At 42.7% G+C, this 19,228-nt stretch carries 14 protein-coding genes and 9 pseudogenes; 10 read left to right on the forward strand and 13 right to left on the reverse strand.

What is annotated here, in order from left to right; all coding sequences use genetic code 11:
• Positions 1-88: 88 nt before the first annotated feature.
• The 4 genes from F6K64_RS36050 to F6K64_RS36065 form a co-directional block, all read right to left on the reverse strand.
• Entirely contained in the window at positions 89-769 is a 681-nt protein-coding gene (locus F6K64_RS36050) for a transposase (protein ID WP_044495573.1), read from the reverse strand.
• Positions 706-1,059 carry a hypothetical protein gene (locus tag F6K64_RS36055; RefSeq protein WP_008191009.1) on the reverse strand — a complete coding sequence of 118 codons (354 nt, stop codon included), beginning with the start codon at positions 1,057-1,059 and terminating at the stop codon, positions 706-708. Before F6K64_RS36055 ends, F6K64_RS36050 begins: the two co-directional genes overlap by 64 nt.
• Entirely contained in the window at positions 1,049-1,360 is a 312-nt protein-coding gene (locus F6K64_RS36060; protein WP_008191007.1) for a hypothetical protein, read from the reverse strand. Before F6K64_RS36060 ends, F6K64_RS36055 begins: the two co-directional genes overlap by 11 nt.
• 154 nt (positions 1,361-1,514) lie before the next feature.
• Positions 1,515-1,706 carry a hypothetical protein gene (locus F6K64_RS36065; RefSeq protein ID WP_131827098.1) on the reverse strand — a complete coding sequence of 64 codons (192 nt, stop codon included), beginning with the start codon at positions 1,704-1,706 and terminating at the stop codon, positions 1,515-1,517.
• Between the two features lie 68 nt (positions 1,707-1,774).
• On the opposite strand from F6K64_RS36065, the pseudogene F6K64_RS36070 reads away from it, so the two are divergent.
• The 8 genes and pseudogenes from F6K64_RS36070 to F6K64_RS36100 all read left to right on the forward strand — a co-directional run.
• Positions 1,775-2,618: pseudogene (locus F6K64_RS36070) on the forward strand (IS630 family transposase); the annotation flags it as partial.
• A gap of 70 nt (positions 2,619-2,688) precedes the next feature.
• Positions 2,689-3,938: pseudogene (locus tag F6K64_RS39265) on the forward strand (ISAs1 family transposase).
• 21 nt (positions 3,939-3,959) lie between these two features.
• Positions 3,960-4,052 (forward strand): annotated as a pseudogene (locus F6K64_RS39270) (HNH endonuclease); the annotation flags it as partial.
• A gap of 105 nt (positions 4,053-4,157) precedes the next feature.
• A pseudogene (locus F6K64_RS38645) lies at positions 4,158-4,301 on the forward strand (HNH endonuclease); the annotation flags it as partial.
• Positions 4,302-4,920: 619 nt separating this feature from the next.
• Complete coding sequence (locus F6K64_RS36085; RefSeq protein WP_008190995.1) at positions 4,921-6,054, forward strand: ISAs1 family transposase; 1,134 nt, start codon at positions 4,921-4,923, stop codon at positions 6,052-6,054.
• A gap of 567 nt (positions 6,055-6,621) precedes the next feature.
• Positions 6,622-7,275, forward strand: a complete 654-nt coding sequence (locus F6K64_RS36090) for a reverse transcriptase N-terminal domain-containing protein (protein WP_008190992.1) — start codon at positions 6,622-6,624, stop codon at positions 7,273-7,275.
• Positions 7,276-7,381: 106 nt separating this feature from the next.
• Entirely contained in the window at positions 7,382-8,365 is a 984-nt protein-coding gene (locus tag F6K64_RS36095; RefSeq protein WP_008190990.1) for a group II intron maturase-specific domain-containing protein, read from the forward strand.
• Positions 8,366-9,068: 703 nt separating this feature from the next.
• Positions 9,069-9,302 carry a reverse transcriptase N-terminal domain-containing protein gene (locus tag F6K64_RS36100; RefSeq protein WP_071986980.1) on the forward strand — a complete coding sequence of 78 codons (234 nt, stop codon included), beginning with the start codon at positions 9,069-9,071 and terminating at the stop codon, positions 9,300-9,302.
• Here F6K64_RS36100 and F6K64_RS36105 read toward each other — a convergent pair.
• From F6K64_RS36105 to F6K64_RS36115, 3 genes are all read right to left on the reverse strand, one after another.
• Positions 9,271-9,660, reverse strand: coding sequence for a hypothetical protein (locus F6K64_RS36105; RefSeq protein WP_131827096.1), 390 nt, complete (start codon positions 9,658-9,660; stop codon positions 9,271-9,273). The two genes, F6K64_RS36100 and F6K64_RS36105, sit on opposite strands and share 32 nt — an antisense overlap.
• A gap of 164 nt (positions 9,661-9,824) precedes the next feature.
• Positions 9,825-10,328, reverse strand: a complete 504-nt coding sequence (locus F6K64_RS36110; RefSeq protein WP_154659984.1) for a hypothetical protein — start codon at positions 10,326-10,328, stop codon at positions 9,825-9,827.
• Positions 10,329-10,558: 230 nt separating this feature from the next.
• A complete protein-coding gene (locus tag F6K64_RS36115; protein WP_008190985.1) occupies positions 10,559-11,185 on the reverse strand; it encodes a hypothetical protein in 627 nt (208 codons plus the stop codon).
• Between the two features lie 184 nt (positions 11,186-11,369).
• On the opposite strand from F6K64_RS36115, the pseudogene F6K64_RS36120 reads away from it, so the two are divergent.
• A pseudogene (locus F6K64_RS36120) lies at positions 11,370-11,595 on the forward strand (ISKra4 family transposase); the annotation flags it as partial.
• Between the two features lie 11 nt (positions 11,596-11,606).
• On the opposite strand, the gene F6K64_RS36125 reads toward F6K64_RS36120, so the two are convergent.
• Positions 11,607-12,035 carry a hypothetical protein gene (locus F6K64_RS36125; RefSeq protein WP_131827095.1) on the reverse strand — a complete coding sequence of 143 codons (429 nt, stop codon included), beginning with the start codon at positions 12,033-12,035 and terminating at the stop codon, positions 11,607-11,609.
• 296 nt (positions 12,036-12,331) lie between these two features.
• On the opposite strand from F6K64_RS36125, the gene F6K64_RS36130 reads away from it, so the two are divergent.
• Positions 12,332-13,705, forward strand: coding sequence for an IS4 family transposase (locus F6K64_RS36130; protein ID WP_008190980.1), 1,374 nt, complete (start codon positions 12,332-12,334; stop codon positions 13,703-13,705).
• A 52-nt stretch (positions 13,706-13,757) separates the two neighbouring features.
• Here the strand turns inward: F6K64_RS36130 and ltrA are convergent.
• From ltrA to F6K64_RS36155, 5 genes and pseudogenes are all read right to left on the reverse strand, one after another.
• Positions 13,758-15,438, reverse strand: a pseudogene (gene ltrA / locus F6K64_RS36135) (group II intron reverse transcriptase/maturase).
• Between the two features lie 739 nt (positions 15,439-16,177).
• A pseudogene (locus F6K64_RS39275) lies at positions 16,178-17,699 on the reverse strand (reverse transcriptase domain-containing protein).
• 439 nt (positions 17,700-18,138) lie between these two features.
• Positions 18,139-18,321, reverse strand: a pseudogene (locus tag F6K64_RS36145) (HNH endonuclease); the annotation flags it as partial.
• 242 nt (positions 18,322-18,563) lie between these two features.
• A complete protein-coding gene (locus tag F6K64_RS36150) occupies positions 18,564-18,929 on the reverse strand; it encodes an HNH endonuclease (RefSeq protein WP_353815578.1) in 366 nt (121 codons plus the stop codon).
• Between the two features lie 36 nt (positions 18,930-18,965).
• Positions 18,966-19,067: pseudogene (locus F6K64_RS36155) on the reverse strand (group II intron maturase-specific domain-containing protein); the annotation flags it as partial.
• Positions 19,068-19,228 lie beyond the last annotated feature (161 nt).

The following is a 19,228-nucleotide window of genomic DNA, read 5'->3' on the forward strand; positions in this document are numbered from 1 at the left end:
CTTTGTACAAAGATGGCCTTCCTTTGATGAAACGACTAATTCAAGCTCGTTGCTCTATTACTGCTCCTCCTACTCTTCCGATACCTCTCTAAACCTGACCAAACGTCTTTCCAAAAGAGCCACACCCTATTAATTTATCCACACACTCTTTCATAAACTCATGATAAACTATCCAACTCGTCCCATATAAACCTATCCAAAAATTACTATTTTTTGTAAAACTTTGCTTAAATTTTCGACAGCGACCAATATACTTTTGGTGACATTTTATTTTAAGATCATATCCTTTGAACGTGGCAATAGTGTAGGAAATTGCGTTCAACAAAACTAGACTGTTTAAACGTTCAATCTTCGCTTTAGATCCCTCTAAATTGTAACCACCTGTTTGACAATCACGGAACATGGCTTCAATACCTACCCGTTTTTTATAACTTTTGATTGCTGACTCTAAACTGGGTAAGTTAGTTAAAAGGTACCAAGGCTCAGCTTCTCCCATACCTCGATATTTTCTCTTCCAATAAATTCCCATGTAAACTTGAGAATATTCCCATTCTTTGGTGACTTTTATGCTCGTCAAAAATCGTCGTTGTCCTGGAGATTTTTTGAAAGCACTTAAAGATTGATAGTCTTGCCCATTTATTTTCACATTTGTGTCCTTTTTTTGTCTAAGGACAAAGTACACTTTCTTTTGCCTCAGCCATTTAGCTAGGATGACGCTGTGAAATTCTCGGTGCGTAATTTCGAGGTTTCCTCGAAATGCAAGACGCACCGAATGTCTCCCAAGATCACGAGTTCGTAATCTTTCAATAACTTTAATACTGGTCTTAGTATTGCTTTTTGCTCATCACAATTACTGGCACCTCTTTTGTTGAGAAAGCGATGCAGCGCGGTCTTGGGGAGGCAGCGCGGTCTTGGGGGTCTCCCCCATGAGCGACTGCCGTGGTTTCCCCCACTCGCTATTGCATCAAGACAATGCCAGGAAATTGGCAGTGCCCGTTTTCCAATAATTACCCCCACCATAAACAAGTTTTTATCTTGCCATTGAGTTCTATCCAACACGCTTATATAACCTCTCTTTTTTTTGATATTTATTAGAGATTATTGTTTTAATAATTGGTAACCAAATCAGAGATACTGACAAAAACTGTAACTTTAAAAACCTTTGAAGATGACGACGGCGACTTTCGGACTTAATTGGTAAGGGAAAATGAGCGGCTAACCTTTCAATTTTAATCTGTTTATGGATTTGCAGTAGCCACACCAAGATTTCTAAAGTGATTAATTGAGCCTCACTGAAGTATTTTGATAGATGAGTAAGATATAGTTCAGGTAATATCATTTTTTGATCGGTCTGGCTCACAAGTTCAAGACCGATCTTTTTCTACCATCAATTCCTGAAAATCTCAATCTGGTTGGGTTTTCACGGGGTTGTCACCCCGTGAGCTCAAGAAGGCAGTGTCACTTTGCGCGTGGTTCCTAACAATGAAAAGTTTAAAATTAGCGGGTCTGATCAGTTAAATGTTGACAGGTTGAAGGTTGACAGGTTGAAGGTTGACAGGTCTGATCCGTTGAAGGTTGACAGGTTTGATCAGTTGAATGTTGGCAGGTTGAATGTTGACAGGTTTGATCAGTTGAATGTTGGCAGGTTGAATGTTGTTCGCGTTCGCGCAGCGTCGGCTTTGCCGAAAGCGTGGCCGAAAGGCCAAGGTTTTCCCAATAATATCATGTCCGTCTAATCACTTATAATAAAAGTGGAGAGTGCAGCATCTTTGTAATGCCAAGACGAATTACCATCACCGAACACTCTTTGCATTGAGGAACTCCAACAGGGTTACCGCCAGGCCAAAAGTGCCATAGAAAGTCGGCAGTATCAGGTGATCTGGTTACTCGCTCAAGGAAAAAAAACAGAGGAAGTAGTCCAAATAACTGGCTACAGTAGAATCGGGATTTATGCATTAATCAAAAGATACAACCAATTGGGTGCTGAAGGATTAGGCGATTGGCCAAAAGCCACGCTACGGGAACGCAGAAAACAAAATCAAGGAGCCAAGCCATTAATAGGAGATCTAGAACTTGCACAGTTATGGCAAGTTTTGCAAGAACAAGCTCCAGATGGGGGATTGTGGAATGGTCGGAAAGTGGCAGACTGGCTAACATCTGTGACGGGCAAGTCCATCAGCAGACAAAGAGGATGGCAGATACTACGACAAATGACTTTTAGGTTGAGGGTTCCGAGACCTGCTCATACTAAAAGCGACTATGCATGAGCAACAAGCCTGGAAAAAAAACTAGCCGCCGACCTTGAGCAAATCAAAAGCACTTACCCGAATGCAGATGTGCAATTATGGTGTGAGGATGAACATCGCCTGGGACTCAAACCTGTGGTTCGACGCATTTATGTACCAGAAGGTGACTGGCCAATTGCCCATGTCAATTGGAGATTTGAGTGGTTATGGTTGTATGCTTTTGCACACCCGTGTACGGTCGAAACTAAGGCGTGGATTCTGCCTTATGTCAATACTGAGCTATTTAATCGGGTTTTGGCAGAATTTGCTGCTGAATTTAATAATGGTGATGATAAACACATTGTTTTAGTTGTTGACCAAGCTGGATGGCATACCAGGGTAAGCGCAAGAAAAACGAACTCATAATATGCTAAGGGAAACAATGTGATAATAAAAATATCAAATGGTTAAAGGCTTCGATCAACCCACTAACTCAACCGCAACCAGTGGCCAATCCTTGCCAGTACAGCCTGCCCTAAATTGTGAACAGCAACAGCCGCAAATGCTCGAGCATTTTGATCACCTCAGTGATCCGCGAGGTAAACAAGGAGTGCTCCATCCATTTGTGAGCATTGTGATGATTGCACTGTTAGCTACCATCGGGGGCGCGACAGGGTGGGAAGATATCGAAACCTATGGGATCAGCCACCAGCATTGGTTGTCGAGCTTTTTACCATTGCCAAATGGGATGCCCTCAGCAGATACATACCGACGAGTGTTTGAGCAGATATCTCCGAGTGCATTGAGGCGACGTTTCAATAGTTGGTTGAGTAGTTTGGTGACAGATGCCCGGAGCACAGGTTATCCCCATTGATGGCAAACAACTCAAGAGTTCCTATGACCGCAACCAGTCAAAATCTGCATTGCATATGGTGAGTGCTTGGGCGAGTGAGCATAGGTTGTTTCTTGGGCAAGTTAAAGTTGAAGATAAAACTAATGAAATTACAGCCATCCCAGCTTTACTAGAATTATTGGACATCTGTGGGTGCATCATTACTATCGATGCTATGGGTACTCAGCTACAGAAACGCCCATAGTATTCGTGCCAAAGGTGCTGATTATATTTTGGCTCTCAAAGGGAATCATCCCACTTTATTCGAGCTTGTATTGCAATGGTTTGAGACTGCTGTTGATCATAGCTTTGAGGGCATCGAGTATAGCTATGATGTCAGGGTAGAATCCCCGGCACCATCGTACTGAAAAGCGCGGCTGTTTGGGCGGTTTCTCTCGAACAGATAGACTTCGATTTGTACAAACAGTCCCAGTGGTCTGGATTAAAGACTATCGTGATGATTATTCGCACCCGTCATTTGTGGAATAAGACTACCCGTGAGGTCATGTTCTACCTTACTTCTTTGCCGCCCAATGCTCAGAAGTTGGGCAAAGCTATCCGACAACACTGGTCCATTGAAAACCAACTGCATTGGGTATTAGATGTGACTTTTGGGGAGGATAGCAGCCGGATTCGTACAGGGCATGCTCCACAGAATATGGCTTTACTCAAGCGCGCTTAGCATCAATCTACTCAATCGAGAAACGAGTTATAAACGTAGTACTCGTCAAAAAGCTAAACGAGCCAGCATGGATACAAGGTATATGCTTAAGGTTTTAGAAGCCTCCATTCCCTTAAACTCTAGCATATCGAACCTATAAATTTTCTTGCGCTTACCCTGCTATGATGGTGACTTAATTTACTGGAGTACCAGAATGCAAAAACACCCCGAGATGACCAGTTCAATTGGAAAACTTTTGAAACGGCAAAAAGGGTTTGAAGTTACCGTAAGATAGTGGAGCCTTTATAGTTGGTAGGTTATGCGTAAAAGGTTGAAGTCTTTTGTAGTAAGGCGACCCTATCTAAGGTTTCGTTTCCGGAAATGTGCTCATTGTGGTCTTACCTTCAGGGACGGAGATTTGTTGGAAAAACACCACATTATACCACGCGCACTAGGAGGAAAAGACCTAGACAAAAATCTAGAGTTATTACACCTCCACTGTCACGACAAAAAGCACGGAACAAAATCAACTTGAAAGAGTTAGACAAGAACCCGTCCTAGAGAGGTACCAATGACAATGGTTCCGTTTGATGAGGAGCCGTATGAGGGGAAGCGGCGCGACCTGAACTGGTCAAGTAAAGCGGGGAGCCGACTCCCCAGGGTAATTTACACCACCTACCCTCACGTAAAACAACCTTTTAGGTTGGACTCAATACCTTTTGGTAACGAAAGGGAAATATGCAGAGTCACGAATGTAGCCGAAGCTAGGTAAGGTCAAACCCGGTTAGGAGCTAGAGGGCTTCTCCGATATGGATGAATGAAAAAATGAAATGCTAATAAACCGCGTAATCTCATGACCAGCGTAAAGACCTGACACGCTGAAGGCAAAAGCCAAGTGGGTAGGGCCTATAGCCAGGGCAAACGCATCTAATTTTTTGTTGACCAATGACCAAGATTATGTACTGAAAATTTAACAGGGGATATGCTGTCTAAATAAGTAGTGATACCCAAATCAATTCTTCGTAAGAATAAGTCAATAAACTTAATAAAAGTTACGAGCTTTCCAAAAAAAATTAGAGTTGAAATTATGTCAAAATGATGGAAGACTAAAAATCCCAGGTAGTTTCGTGAAATCCTCAGCCATGAATCGGAGACCTAAAACCACTATTTTTGAGCATTTCAGTGACTTAAAAGACCCGCGAGTAGATCGAACTAAACTACATAAATTAATAGATATTATTACGATTACTATCTGTGCAGTCATTAGTGGTGCAGACACCTGGGTAGACATAGAACTTTACGGAAAAACCAAATATCAATGGCTCAAAAAGTTTTTAGAACTGCCCAATGGAATTCCTTCTCATGATACATTTGCTCGAGTTTTTGCGAAACTAAACCCGGAACAATTACAGTCATGCTTTCTCAAATGGATTCAATCTATTAGTCAGCTCACTTCTGGTGAAATAGTAGCTATTGATGGAAAAACACTGCGTCATTCTTATCAGAAAAGTTCTCACAAACCAGCTATTCATATGGTCAGTGCTTGGGCGACAGCTAATCAACTAGTTTTAGGACAAGTAAAAGTGGATGAAAAATCTAATGAGATTACGGCTATTCCAAAACTTCTAAAAGTTTTGGCTCTGAAAGGATGCATCGTCACTATTGATGCGATGGGATGTCAAAAAGAAATTGTCTTACAAATCGTAGCACAAGACGCTGACTATGTAATTACCTTGAAAAAAAATCAATGCTCTCTCTATGAAAGAGTAGAAAATTTATTTAATAGTTCATCATCTAATCAGAAATTAAAAGGTATTAAAACTAATTTTGTGCAGTCGAAAATTGGTCACGGTCGTGAAGAGCGAAGATATTATCAAATGCTCAGTAATATTAAAGAAGAGGTTGACCCATCTGGAGATTGGTTAAAACTTAACTCAATTGGTCTGGTAGATTATTTCCGACAAGAAAAAGATGGAACAACATCTTTTGAAAGAAGATACTATGTTAGTAGTCTGACCAATAATGCTGAACTATTAGCCAAGGCTATTCGGGGACATTGGGGTATAGAAAATCAACTACATTGGGTGCTTGATGTTCAATTTTCAGAAGATGATTCTCGAATCAGAAAAGATAACGCTCCCGAAAACTTAGCCATTATTAGACAAATAGCTCTGAATTTATTAAAACAAGAAAGTACAGAAACAACGGGAATTAAAACTAAACGAAAAAAAGCTGGATGGGATAACGATTATCTCCTCAAAGTTTTAGGTGTTTAAGCTTTAGTTAATAAGTCAATTAACTCACTAAATGGAGTTTGGCAATTTGCCATCGGTTTAGACTAAAAGGTCTAGCTTGATATTATGCTGTCAATATATATTAATTATCTAAAACAATACTTACCCTTTGTATAAGCGATACAAATATTATACCAGTTTTATCTGTTCCCGTCAAAATTTTCAGGTCAGCTAAAATTTTCGAGTCATTCAAACGCTTTTTCGAGCTAGTTTCTAGCGATTAGATGCGTTTGCCCTGGGCCTATAGCTAGTTTCTCTATAAGCCGTGTAAACAAAACTCCCATCCGTGGAAGAGGCATCATCCGAAGGAGAAATAAATTTACTTGACACAACAGGGTAAGCCCCACAGAGTCCTTAGAAGGTCGATATCTAAGGTAGGTCTGAGGCAACAAGGACGGAACTCTCTGGGGGGTAGAGGATGAGGGAAAAAGCAAACGCCTCTGGTAATACGGAGGATAGGGGTTCAAACTTTGCCCCTGAACGAAAGTAATAGCAGACTTCCCTTGGGTCTTATACGAAAGATAAACGAAAGATAAGGAATCGAACCTGATGAAAAGTTTGATACGGGGTAATAGCCCGGTAAATGGACAGACGGCACAACTTACAGACTGGAGCCAGGTCAACTGGAAGAAAGCCCGTAAGATTGTTAGAAACCTGCGTCGAAGAATCTTTCGTGCCAAAAAGCTTGGTCAGTGGAAGCAACTGAGAAGGTTACAGAAACTGATGCTGAAAAGCTACGCCAACTTACTACTATCTGTCAGACAAATCACTCAGATAAATACCGGAAAGCGAACAGCAGGTGTCGATAAGGAGGTGGCAACAACACCTAGCCAACGAGTGAAACTTGTCAATGAGTGGAAGATACCCAAAGCGTCACCAGCACGCAGGGTATACATTCCTAAGTCAAATAGCAAGAAACGTCCTCTAGGCATCCCAACCTTAAAGGATAGAGTCATGCAGGCAATAGTAAAGAATCTCCTAGAACCCGAATGGGAAGCCATATTTGAACCTAATTCTTATGGGTTCAGACCAGGTAGAAGTTGCCATGATGCCATAGAGCAAGTGGTAAACAGACTAAATTCCAGAGGAAAGGATAGATGGGTTCTAGACGCGGATATAAAAGGCTTTTTCGATAACCTAGCCCATGAAACTATCATGAAACAAATAGACTCTGCTCCAGGCAGGGAAATAGTAGCAGGATAGTTGAAAGCTGGATATATAAGTAAAGGAATATATCACGAAACCAATAAAGGAACACCCCAAGGGGGAGTCATCAGTCCAAAAAAGCGCCAACATCGGATTGGAATGATTGGAAGAAAAGCTCAACAACTGGGGTGGAATAAGAGGAAGATCTAACAAGAAAGGAGAGAGAAGAAAAGTATACAAACTCGGATATATTCGATATGCCGATGACTTTGTGGTCACGGCAGAAACAAAAGAAGAACTGGAAAAAGTTCTCATCCAGCTCAAAGCATGGTTATCAGAAAGAGGCTTAGAAATAAGCGATGATAAAACAAGGATAGTCCACATATCCCAAGGGTTCGACTTTCTGGGTTTTAACGTAAGAATGTTCGGGAAAGGAAAGAATGAAACACTTCTGACCAAACCCGCCAAAAATAAAGTTCTCTCATTCTGCCAAGAAATTGGGAAAACTGTCAAAGCATTTAACGGAAAAAGCCAAGAACAATTAATCAATAAACTGAATCCGATTCTCAGAGGTTGGGCTAACTACTACAGACATTGCACATCAAAGAAAATACTCAGTTACGTAGGTAACAGGGTATGGAAATATCTGTGGGATTGGGCAAGGCGTAGACACAAAAAGCGTAAATTAAGATGGGTCAAGGACAAATACTTCAAGGTGATATACAAGAAAACTCCGTGGAGTGTGTCCACAAGAGACTGGGTATTCTCAAGTGAGTCCACATCCAAAAGAAGAAACTCAGAATTGCGAATATATGATGTCGCAGGAACACCCATTGTGAGACACGTCAAAATAGAAGGGAGCAACTCACCCGATGACCCGATTCTCAAAGAATACTGGCTAAAAAGAAGTCTAAAAGCTAACAAAACCCTCTGGGAAAAAAATAGCAAGTATGACCAAGTAGCTAGGATAAATGGGTATAAATGTCCAATCTGTAATGACTGGTTACGCAATGACGAAGAAATCGAAACCCATCACATAATTCCCATAAAAGAAGGTGGTTCTAACCTGGCTGACAACCTTGTACATCTTCATAAAGCTTGTCACAAGCTTCTTCATGGGAAAAAGAAAACCAAGCAGAAGGCTTGAAGTAAGGCTTGAGCCGGATGATGGGTAACTGTCAAGTCCGGTTCTTAGGGGAGGGGAGTAGAGTAATCTACAAACCTTACCCGACCGACGTGCAAAGTCGCATTTGATGAATAGAGAGCCGACTCTCTCTGGGGTACTTCTCCCCAGTCCTCATGTAAAGGGCTCGAAAGAGTCTGGTCACGACGAAAGTAAGCAATGAAACCGTTGGAGTGCAGACCACAAAAGCCAACAAACTGATAGCCTAAATCAGTGGTAATGGCAAGAGGAAGAAAAGGAAGGGTTAACGATAAGTGAACGACTAATCTAGCTCCGTGATATACGGAAAGGTGAAATCAGGCTGACACACCGTGAACCTTAATGGTACATAGCTGGTTGTTAGAAGTTTCGCTGTCTAACAAAGAAGTCCAAAAAGCTATCGGAGTATGAGTCGAACCCTAACCTTCTCGAAGGTCATCAAAAGCGAAACACGGTAAGCCCAATAGACTCTTTCTTGAGGTCGAAACTTGAAAGTAAGCCGAGAGTAATCAAAGCCTAACCGTCTAGGGGGTAAAGGAAGTCAGAGAAAGCGAACGTCCCTGTGTAATGCAAGGAATAAGGGTTGAGGGTCCATCCCAACATCACACCACCTGAAAATGGTAGCCCACTTCTGAGAGGTCTCAAACGATATGAACGATTTCCTTGAAACTAAAACGGAGATTGAAAGATGGAAACCACTGTGGTTATCGGAGACTCTGGACAACTTAAGGACTGGTCACAGATTGACTGGAAATCAGTGGTTAAGAATGTTAAGAATCTGAGGAAACGGATATATCGTGCCACGCAGAACGGTCAGTGGAATAAGGTCAGAAGCCTAACGAAACTGATGTTAAGAAGCTTCGACAATTTAATCTTGTCTGTGCGAAAAGCTAGCAGGGGGACAACGAAGCTTGTAACATAGACAGGGCTTGTTCCCTAGCCCGCTTACCTTTTTTATAATGCTTGACCCAACGGCGGTTAATTTGCAAAAGTTCCTCTACAATTTTTTCGGGTATTTGCCCTAGGTACAGCCAATGATACTGATGTTGACCAACATAAAAAGCACTATGTCGGCGATATTGCGATTTGGTTTCTGGTCGTACAACATATTTCTGTATTCCCATTTTCTTGATTTCTCGTCCTTGAAGGATTGCACTAGTATAGGCAATTGCTATCAAAATAATTAACTTGCTTAGAGATTCTGCTCCCAGCTTCGAGCCTTCTAGACTGTAACCACCTGATTTAAAATCTCGAAACATTGTCTTGATGCAGTCGCTCATGGTTTGAAGTTACCGTAAGAGAGTGGAGCCTTATTACAAAAGCGCCGTTACCTTTTACCCATAACCTGCCGACTATAAAGGCTCCACTCTCTAAGGTTTCGTCTCCGGGGAAACCACGGCAGTCGCTCATGGTTTGAAGTTACCGTAAGACAGGCTCGCCTTAATCAATGGAGGCGCGCTTTCCTATGGCGAATTAAATTACGGGGTCGCGCCTCAAGTTTTAACCCTTTTCTGCATAGCCTAACAACCATAAAGGCGAGCCTGTCTAAGGTTTCGTCTCCGGGGGGAGACCCCCAAGACCGCGCTGCCTCCCCAAGACCGCGCTGCATCGCTTCTTCAATCGCAAATCGCTTTTTGTAAGACACAATAGCGGTATTTAAATCCTCAAAGTTAGTCAGGATATACCACGGTTCTTTTGTCTTCACTCCTCGGTAATTTCGTTTCCATTTACAAGCTATATTAAACGTTCCAAATCCGTTTTTTTTCGTTACTTGAAGGTCATTGAGAAACAATTTCATTCCCGGCTTTAAACCATAGTCCCGCAACTCTTGATAAACCTCATTGTCTTGATGCAGTCGCTCATGGGGGAAACCACGGCAGTCGCTCATGGGGGAGACCCCCAAGACCGCGCTGCCTCCCCAAGACCGCGCTGCATCGCTTTCTGGCAAAACTTTGGTGTCACATTTTTGTCGTAAACAAAAGTATACCTTGCGTTCAGCTAGCCAGTGACCTAGTTTGGTAGAGCAAAATTATCGGTCTCCCAGCACCACGACATCATAGGCTGATAGTAACTCCATACTTTTGCTCAATACTGCTTTTTGTTCGGACAAATTACTATTTCCTTGTCTTGATGCAGTCGCTCATGGTTTGAAGTTACCGTAAGACAGGCTCGCCTTAATCAATGGAGGCGCGCTTTCCTATGGCGAATTAAATTACGGGGTCGCGCCTCAAGTTTTAACCCTTTTCTGCATAGCCTAACAACCATAAAGGCGAGCCTGTCTAAGGTTTCGTCTCCGGGGGAAACCCCCAAGACCGCGCTGCATCGCTTTTTATCTAATAATGTCCAGTAAATTGGCCAGGGACGAAACCTTAGACAGGGTCGCCTTATTTCATATAACTTAAACTTATAACTTACAGACTGTCGCTTATTAAGGCGACCCTGTCTTACGGTAACTTCAAGGGCTCGATGATCATAGACAACACTCACCATCAAGATATTAATCAGACTCCAACTCGTTCTATCAATGACCAGATAAATCCTATCCTTAGGATTAAACATCTCCTCTAAAAGAGCGGTAACACAGGGAAACCAGATAGTTTCAATAGTAAAGTTTTTAAGTATCAAAAATCGCCTTATTTTCCGACGACGGCTCTCTAATAAAATAGGTAACGGCAGCGATTCTGCTAAGACTTCTAACTTAACCTCTTTGAGTAATTGTAAACTAATTACCATCAAGTCTAGTAATAGATATGCTGTGTGATGCAGCTGATTTGGGATAATTTTTTGGTATAGTTTAGCTATCATTTTGTTTAGATAGGTCAGGGCTATTACTTTTGACCTATCTTTTTGGGTGCGGCTCTTATAGAAAGACGATAGAATGGGGAATAGTTTTTTACCCCAAGCTGTCCTGTAGCAGTGTTTTGAGACAAAAAACCGAAGGACAGGACAGGCGCTTCACAGCAGTCTTTGCCAGGATTAAGTCAGACATATGCAACCATCTACCTCAAATGAAGACAGATTTTTTTCAGGAGCGCGAGAGCTATTTGAACAAATAGTTGATTGGCTCGGTTCAGAAACAGTGTGCGGTGCGCGAGCATGGGGAATTAGAGACGTTACTACTCGAAAATGGATACGAACTATTGAGACGACTGTTACAAGGTTACTTGGATAGACGAAGTAACGACGAAATCGAGGGTGATTGTTTAGGTAGGGACGGAGTAAACAGCTAGCAGGGCGACAAAGGGGATTGAAAACTAGACAGGGCAAGCTCAATAGCACGTTTGCCCTGATTGTAATGGAGAATCCAACGACGATTAATTTGCAAAAGTTCAGACAAAGTTTGTTGGCACAATTGCTGTAGGCGGAGCCAATGATGAAGATGTTGACCAATATAAAAAGAGCTATGTCTACGTTGTGAAGTTGAGGAAGTTTCCGGTCGTGCTACATATTTTTGAATGCCAAGACTCTTAATGTTTTGACCGTGGACAAGGGCACTAGTATAAGCAATAGCAACGACAATAAGTAGTTTATTAAGCTGCTGATGTTTCAGTTTGGAGCCTTCAAGATTATAGCCACCTGCTTTAAAATCTCGAAACATCTCTTCAATATCAAAACGCTTTAGGTGCGCTTTCCGTAGGCGAATTAAATTCGCCACGGGTCGCACCTTTTGATAAGCTCGAATAGCTAGGTCTAAATCCACCAAATTAGTTAAGATATACCAAGGTTCTTTGGTAGAGTCGATGCCTAGGTATTATCCTAGGGCAATTAAACTAAGTCAGTGAGTCACCCCACTGACTCGTCTTCAAAACCGTACGTGACACTTTCGCATCATACGGCTCCCATTGGTGACAAGTTAAGAGAAGAAGCCTTTTGTCAAGAGGGGCGATTGCCTGAGGGTTCAAGTCGTGTGAAACTCAGAACAGACAAGTAATTGAGCCATGGTGAATCCTGATGAGCGGCCACAGAAAAACCCACCGAGACCATGCCAAAAAGACCCAACGTCCTCTAGTAGAGGACTCAGCAATAGCTGCTAAGCTAGAATCGTTGGTGAAACCAGCCATCACAGCCCAAGAGGGATACTATCGTAAACTGGGATTAAGAGACCGGATTCTTAACCTGCCCTTGATGGTAGCTGCCGTGTTAACTTTACTGTGGCGAGATGTAGCTGGGGTCAGAGAACTTAACCGAATCTTAACAAGAGAAGGCTTTTTGTGGTGTTCACCCACTCAGGTGAGTCAACAAGCAATTTCTCAGAGATTTTTGACCTTTCCGGCTCAATTATTTGAGAGAGTTTTTAAGGAGTTGCTGCCAGAATTAAGAAAGGTTTGGGACTCAAGAAAGGGCCGTCCTCTGCCAGAAAGTGTTCAGTTTACTCTATCCAAGTTTGAGAGAATTTGGATTGCCGATAATTCCACTTTAGAAGCCTTGTTTCGGAAGCTAAAAAGCTTGGCAGACATACCCCAAGGACAGTTAGCCGGAAAGATGGGAGTAGTGGTGGATGTAAAGACACGGCTTCCGGTTGAGATTTGGTTTGAGGAAAATCCCAGAGCTTCTGACACCAAATTGGAGTCGAATCTGTTGAATTTAGTAAGGGCTAAAACTTTGCTGTTACTAGCTCGAGGCTTTTATCACTTTTACTTTTGGCAGCAGTTAATTGACCGAGGGATTCATTTTATTACCCGCTTAAAGAAGGGAGCTTCCCTTGAAGTTAAGCAAGTCTTCAGTGATAGTTATAGTCTTCGTGACCGTCTGATTCGGATGGGTTCTGGGACTAAAAAAACTCCGTTTGTGACTTTACGTTTAATAGAAGTGCGCTCGGGCAAAACTTGGCATTCTTATTTAACGAGTGTGCTTGATCCGATGATTTTACCTCCCTATGTCGTCGCTGATTTGTATGGACGGCGTTGGCGGATTGAAGAGGCTTTTAATACAGTTAAACGACTTTTAGGGTTAAGTTATTTATGGACTGGTTCTCTTAATGGAGTTAAGTTACAGATTTGGGGGACGTGGCTTTTTTATGCGGTTTTAGTGGATTTAGGTGATGCTGTAGCCTCGGAGCTTTCTTTACCCTTTGACCGCATCTCTTTAGAGATGATTTATCGAGGTCTCTATCATTTTTATGTTGCTCATGACAAAGGATTAGCTTCTGACCCAGTTAAGTATTTTGCTGCCCCAGAGAATCAGGATTTAGGTATCGTCAAACAGCAGCGAAAACCCAAGGTCAAACTTATTGTTGCTCCTTTTCCTGACCGACAAAAGGGTCAGTCTGAGTTTTTCTTCAAGCCTTTTTCGTCAACCCCCTTGACAATTGGCATACAGGCTTAAGTTGTCACCGATGTACGGCTCCTCATCATAGGAACCATTGTCGCTGGTACCTCTAAAACGGGTTTTCATCTAACTCTAAGGCGTTGACTTTTTTCCCGTGTTTGGCATCGTGGCAGGTTAGGTGTAGTAATTCCAGATTTTCATCCTTGTTATTTCCACCCAGTGCGCGTGGTAGTATGTGATGCATTTCCATTGAATCCCCAGGTCTGAAGGTAAGACCACAATGAGCGCATTTCCCTTTTTGCTTTCTCAAAAGCCTTCCCGATTGAGCTGGCATTTCAGGATGTTCTCTCATTCTGGTGCTCCAATAGATTAGGTCTCCATCGTAGGGACTTCTGGTATCTTGGATTTTTTTATGCCTTATTATTTCAGTTTTGGCATGTTTTGGGAGGTAATTATCCTCATCTGCCATGAATATCCAATTATCCTCTCCGATGGTTCCCCAATATTTCTTGTTTACCCAGGTTTTGGTTTTCTTTGGGTGTCTTCTATATCCCCATCTTTGGAGTTTGTTCCAGAGCATGTAACCTAAATCTTGGAAGGTTTCTTTGCTACAGACTCCTCTGTAGTAGTTGCACCATCCGCGTATAATAGGTTTGAGGTGTTTGATTAAAGCCTCTTGAGGAGCGGCTTTATGTCTGTCGATGACTTTTGAAAGCCGCTCGAAATGTTCTAGAATTGCATCCTTAGATGGTTTGATGATGGTTTTAAAGCCTTGTTTAGAGTGGTTTTTGCCTACTTTGTACTGACGGATATTAAATCCAAGGAATTCAAATCCGTTAAAGGTATAGGTCATTTTGGTTTTGCTAGGCTTTAATTCCAGACCCATGTCATGTAGCCAATTATTGATGACTTCAAGGCATTCTTCTATCACTTTTTGGTCTTGGTGTAGGATGACAAAATCGTCGGCATATCTGATTAGAGCTAGTCCCTTTTTATAGTGGGTTTTCTTGCCTTTTACAGAATTTGCGTAATCCCATATGGCCTGTTCCATTCCGTGGAGGGCTATATTCGCGCTTTAGTGGAGAGATAACTCCACCCTGAGGGGTGCCCTCATCTGTAGGTGAGAATGTCCCACTATCCATCACACCGGCTTTTAGCCAGGACTTTATTAAGCGTCTCATGGATGGATAGGTATTCAGTTTAGTTAGAAGTGCATCGTGATTGATTTTATCGAAGCATTTGGCTATGTCAGCATCAAGTACCCATTTGGGCTTTTGTTTGATGCTATTGAATATTGCTTCGATGGCATCATGACATGAACGTCCTGGTCTGAACCCATAGGAGTTGGGTTCAAATTTTGCTTCCCATTCAGGTTCTAATGCCTGTTTGGCAAGTGCCTGGAGAGCGCGGTCATACATGGTTGGGATACCCAATGGTCGCTTTTCCTTCCGTCCAGGTTTAGGAATCCATACCCTTCTGGTTGGTTGGGCTTTCTTAGAAACTTTTAGGTTGGAGACTAAAGTAAGCCGTTGTTTTGGTGTTAATGATTTGACCCCATCTACTCCAGCAGTCTTCTTCCCTTTGTTCTCCTGGGTTACCCGTCTGACCGCAATCATCTTGGCCGACCAGGACTTTATCAGAGTCTTTTGCAACTTTCTTACCACGCGGACATCACCACGTTGAGAGGCTTGATATATTCGTTTTTGCAACTTAAAGACATTCTTTTCTAGCTTCCGCCAGTTGACTTTCTTCCATTCCGACTGTGGGGCGAATCCCCGAGTTTTAGACATTTTCATTGCTACTTACAACTACATCTTTTCCTATAACGTGAGTCCGTCAGCATATCCTGGGCATTACCCTAGGCTTTGGCTTCTGACTCAATCTTGCCCTCATATGACATGCGGCTAACTACCTACTCAGTAATCGACCTTACTGAGAGTACATATGAGAGTTATTTCGTTCCTGATAACCATTCTTTGAACTTTTAGGGTGGTACTTTTCACCGGGAACTGTTTGGGAAATCCATTACAAAGGGGAGGAACTTTGTAATCCTAATTCCGTTGAGTTTTTCTCCGTAGCGTGTCAAACCTTTTTTCGCTACATCTCTGTGACGATGATTCAAACGTACCTTTCTCTCGTACCCATGAGTTCTTTGCCTATTGTTGACACCGGTCAGGTTAAGGGTGTTCCAATATTCGACCCTTGCATTAACCCATAGGTTTGTTAGTTCCTATGAATCAGGGTAGGGCTGTCACTCGGATTTCATGAGGGTCAGAAGTTACCGAAAGAATAGTGCAGCCTTTATGGTCAGCAGGTTAGGCATCATAGGAGTAAGGTTTTGTACTAAGGCTGCACTATTCTAAGGTTTTGTCTCCGGGATGGTTTTTCACCACCATGGTTATCAAGTTGTCAGGGTTCATTGAACCAAGCAGCTAATCCCCCAAAACCCTTGTAGGGTAAAGGTTTCTAGCTAACGAATCGCACCCTCTCCTTCAAAACCGTACGTGAAGGTTTCCCCTCATACGGCTCCTAGATATCCTGACCTTTCGGTCTGCCCCCATGGATGAGTTGATCACAACTCCGATGTACGGCCATTAGGTTCTTTGGTTTCCAATTGTCGTGGTTTCCATCTATGTGATGGAGGTGTACAGATTCGTTACCTATGAACCTTAGTCCGCAATGTCCACAAGAATGGTTCTGTTTCTTCAAGGCATCTGCTGTAGCATTGTCGTAGAGTTTGCTGTTTCGCTGACTCCAGTAGACTAAGTCTCCGTCATAAGGGGACTTAGTCCCTTTGACCGACACATGCTTGTTTTCGGAGTATCCTACCTTTGGGAATGCTTTCTTGATTAGCCTTTCGGCCTCTGTTCTATCGATTTTCTTTTCCTTCAAAAATTTGCGGTGTGCTGATTTATTAGCAAACCATAAACTATTTCGAGAACCGTCCATCTTGCCATTCCGATGGTAATTCCTCCAGCCCCTGACAATAGGGGCTAATTTTTCTGCCTTGACTTTAGCACCATAATTCGAGCTGTTGGCTACGGCTTTAATCTTCTTCCGGATTGCTTCGTAGTTATCCTCTGAGGGAATGCTCCTAAACTTTCCGTTTTTCTGGAGGAGGAAGTTCCAGCCCAGGAAGTCAAATCCGTCTGTCGTTTTGGTTATCCTGGTCTTTTCTTCACTAATTTCCATCCCGCGTTTCGCTAAAAAGGCTTTAATTTTATTCAATACCTTTTCGGCGTTGTCTTTTGGCTTTAGGAAAATCACCAGATCATCCGCAGATCGGACGCTAGGGTGAATGGCCTCTATTCCATCAAGTGCGATGTTGGCGCTTTTGTGGGCTGACTACTCCTCCCTGGGGCGTTCCTTGTTCAAGGAATTCCGGATTGATGCCAGCTAATAGACATCTGAATATCCCCATTTTCAGACTAGCTGGGGCTAGCAATCTATCCATGATGGATTTGTGGGAGATGCGGTCAAAACACTTTTTGATGTCTAGTTCTATTACTCTTTTCTGGATGCCGTTTTTTCGGGAATTTAGGTTATTGAATATGTATTTTTGGGCATCGTGGGCGCTTCTACCAGTCCTAAACCCGTAACTCCGGGCGTGAAAGGTAGCTTCGTGCGCTGGTTCGAGTGCGAATTTTGCGCTTACTTGCCATGCTCTGTCCGCAATGGTTGGTACTTTTAGAATCCTTACTTTTCCATTCTTTTTAGGGATTGGAATTTCACGGAGACCGGAGTGTTTCCAGTCGAGGGCGTTTTGCCTCAATTCTTCTAATAGTTCTAACCGTTCTTGGTATCTGAGGGCGGTTTTGCCATCTATACCTGCGGTCTTTTTGCCCTGATTTAGCTGTGTCACTTGACGGATGGCCAGGAGTTGAGCCGAGCGGGATTTCAGAATCAGTTTCTGTATAGACCGAGCTTTCCTCAAGTCACCAGCTTGAACCGCTTTATATACTCTTCGCTGTAGGCGGAATAGGTTTCGGCGGAGTTGTTTCCACTTTTGTCCTTTCCAAAGTTCACTGTGTCTGTTCACGTGTCTAACCATACTCTCCATTGATTCGTATATTCTGGATACCCGCAGGCAGTTTCCGCCTGCATCCTACCCGACAGTGGGGATTAAGTAATGCCTTACTTACCGAAGGTACGACCTTCCTTCAGACCCGGTATTGCTGTCGTTTTTACTCGTTCCATTTCCCAGATTGTTTTGGTGATTTAGGGCGGTTCAATTTGCCTGACACCTTCTCGGAGATTGCAGTTAGCAAGGCAAAACCACTGCGAGAATATTTCTTGGTCGGTGTCGCCGGTCGCACATTGTTTAATTCAGGTTGTGGCCGGGACTTTAAGACACTTTTTTAGAACCAGTTTGCCCAGTGTCACATTAAACTAAGCCGGTGAGTCGCCTCACCGACTCGTCTTCAGAACCGTACGTGACAATGCACGCATCATACGGCTCGTCATTATAGGAACCGTTGTCATTGGTACCTCTAGAACGGGTTTCCATCTAACTCTGTAGTATCGATTGTTGTCCCATGCTTGGTATCGTGGCAATGTAGGTGTAACAGCTCTAGATTTTTGTCTAGGTCGTTTCCACCCTTAGCGCGTGGTATTATGTGATGTGTTTCCAATAAATCTCCATCTCTGAAGGTAAGACCACAGTGAGCGCATTTCCGGAAACGAAACCTTAGATAGGGTCGCCTTACTACAAAAGACTTCAACCTTTTACGCATAACCTACCAACTATAAAGGCTCCACTATCTTACGGTAACTTCAAACCCTTGTTGCCTTTTCAAAAGTCTTCCCTTATTAAACTAAGCCAGTGAGTCACCCCACTGACTCGTCTTCAAAACCGGACGTGAGACTTTCACCTCATCCGGCTCCTCATCAAACGGAACCATTGTCATTGGTACCTCTAAAACGGGTTTTCATCTAACTCTTTGGCGTTGACTTTTGTCCCGTGTTTGGCATCGTGGCAATGAAGGTGTAGTAATTCCAGATTTTCATCTTTGTTAGTTCCACCATTAGCGCGTGGTAAGATGTGATGCATTTCCATTTCGTCTCTATCCCTAAAGGTAAGACCACAGTGGGAGCACTTCCCTTTTTGCCTTTTCAAAAGTTTTGCCTTCTGAATGGTAGTTTCGGGATGTTTACCCATTCTGGTACTCCAGTAGATTAAATCGCCATCGTAGGGACTTCTGGTTTCTTTGACTTTTCTGTGCCGAACAATAGGTATTTTGGCATGTTTGGGCAAGTAATTATCTTGCCCGGTCATGAACATCCATTTGTCTTTCCCGATGGTTCCCCAATATTTCTTGGTTACCCAGGATTTCGATTTCTTGGGATGCCTCCTATATCCCCATCTTCGGAGTTTTTTCCATAGCATATGCCCTAAAGTATTGAAGGTTTCCTTACTACAGACTGAACTATAAGCTGTTCGGCATTTAAATTGGTATAATAAAAATTAATAAATAACCCAATAATAGGAAATATGCCAGCAAAAAATTATCTGACAGCAAAAAACAATACTTCAAAAAGCCTTAAAAATAGAAGAAAATGGAAATATTAGAGAACGTATTT

This window comes from Moorena sp. SIO3A2, assembly GCF_010672265.1.
Classification (GTDB): Bacteria; Cyanobacteriota; Cyanobacteriia; order Cyanobacteriales; family Coleofasciculaceae; genus Moorena; species Moorena producens.

Coding starts and splice junctions, on each gene's coding strand:
- F6K64_RS36085 (WP_008190995.1), top strand. CDS start 4,921: ATGAATCGGAGACCTAAAACCACTATTTTTGAGCATTTCAGTGACTTA.
- F6K64_RS36090 (WP_008190992.1), top strand. CDS start 6,622: ATGAAAAGTTTGATACGGGGTAATAGCCCGGTAAATGGACAGACGGCA.
- F6K64_RS36100 (WP_071986980.1), top strand. CDS start 9,069: ATGGAAACCACTGTGGTTATCGGAGACTCTGGACAACTTAAGGACTGG.
- F6K64_RS36105 (WP_131827096.1), bottom strand. CDS start 9,660: ATGAGCGACTGCATCAAGACAATGTTTCGAGATTTTAAATCAGGTGGT.
- F6K64_RS36115 (WP_008190985.1), bottom strand. CDS start 11,185: ATGATAGCTAAACTATACCAAAAAATTATCCCAAATCAGCTGCATCAC.
- F6K64_RS36130 (WP_008190980.1), top strand. CDS start 12,332: ATGAGCGGCCACAGAAAAACCCACCGAGACCATGCCAAAAAGACCCAA.
- F6K64_RS36150 (WP_353815578.1), bottom strand. CDS start 18,929: ATGTTCATGACCGGGCAAGATAATTACTTGCCCAAACATGCCAAAATA.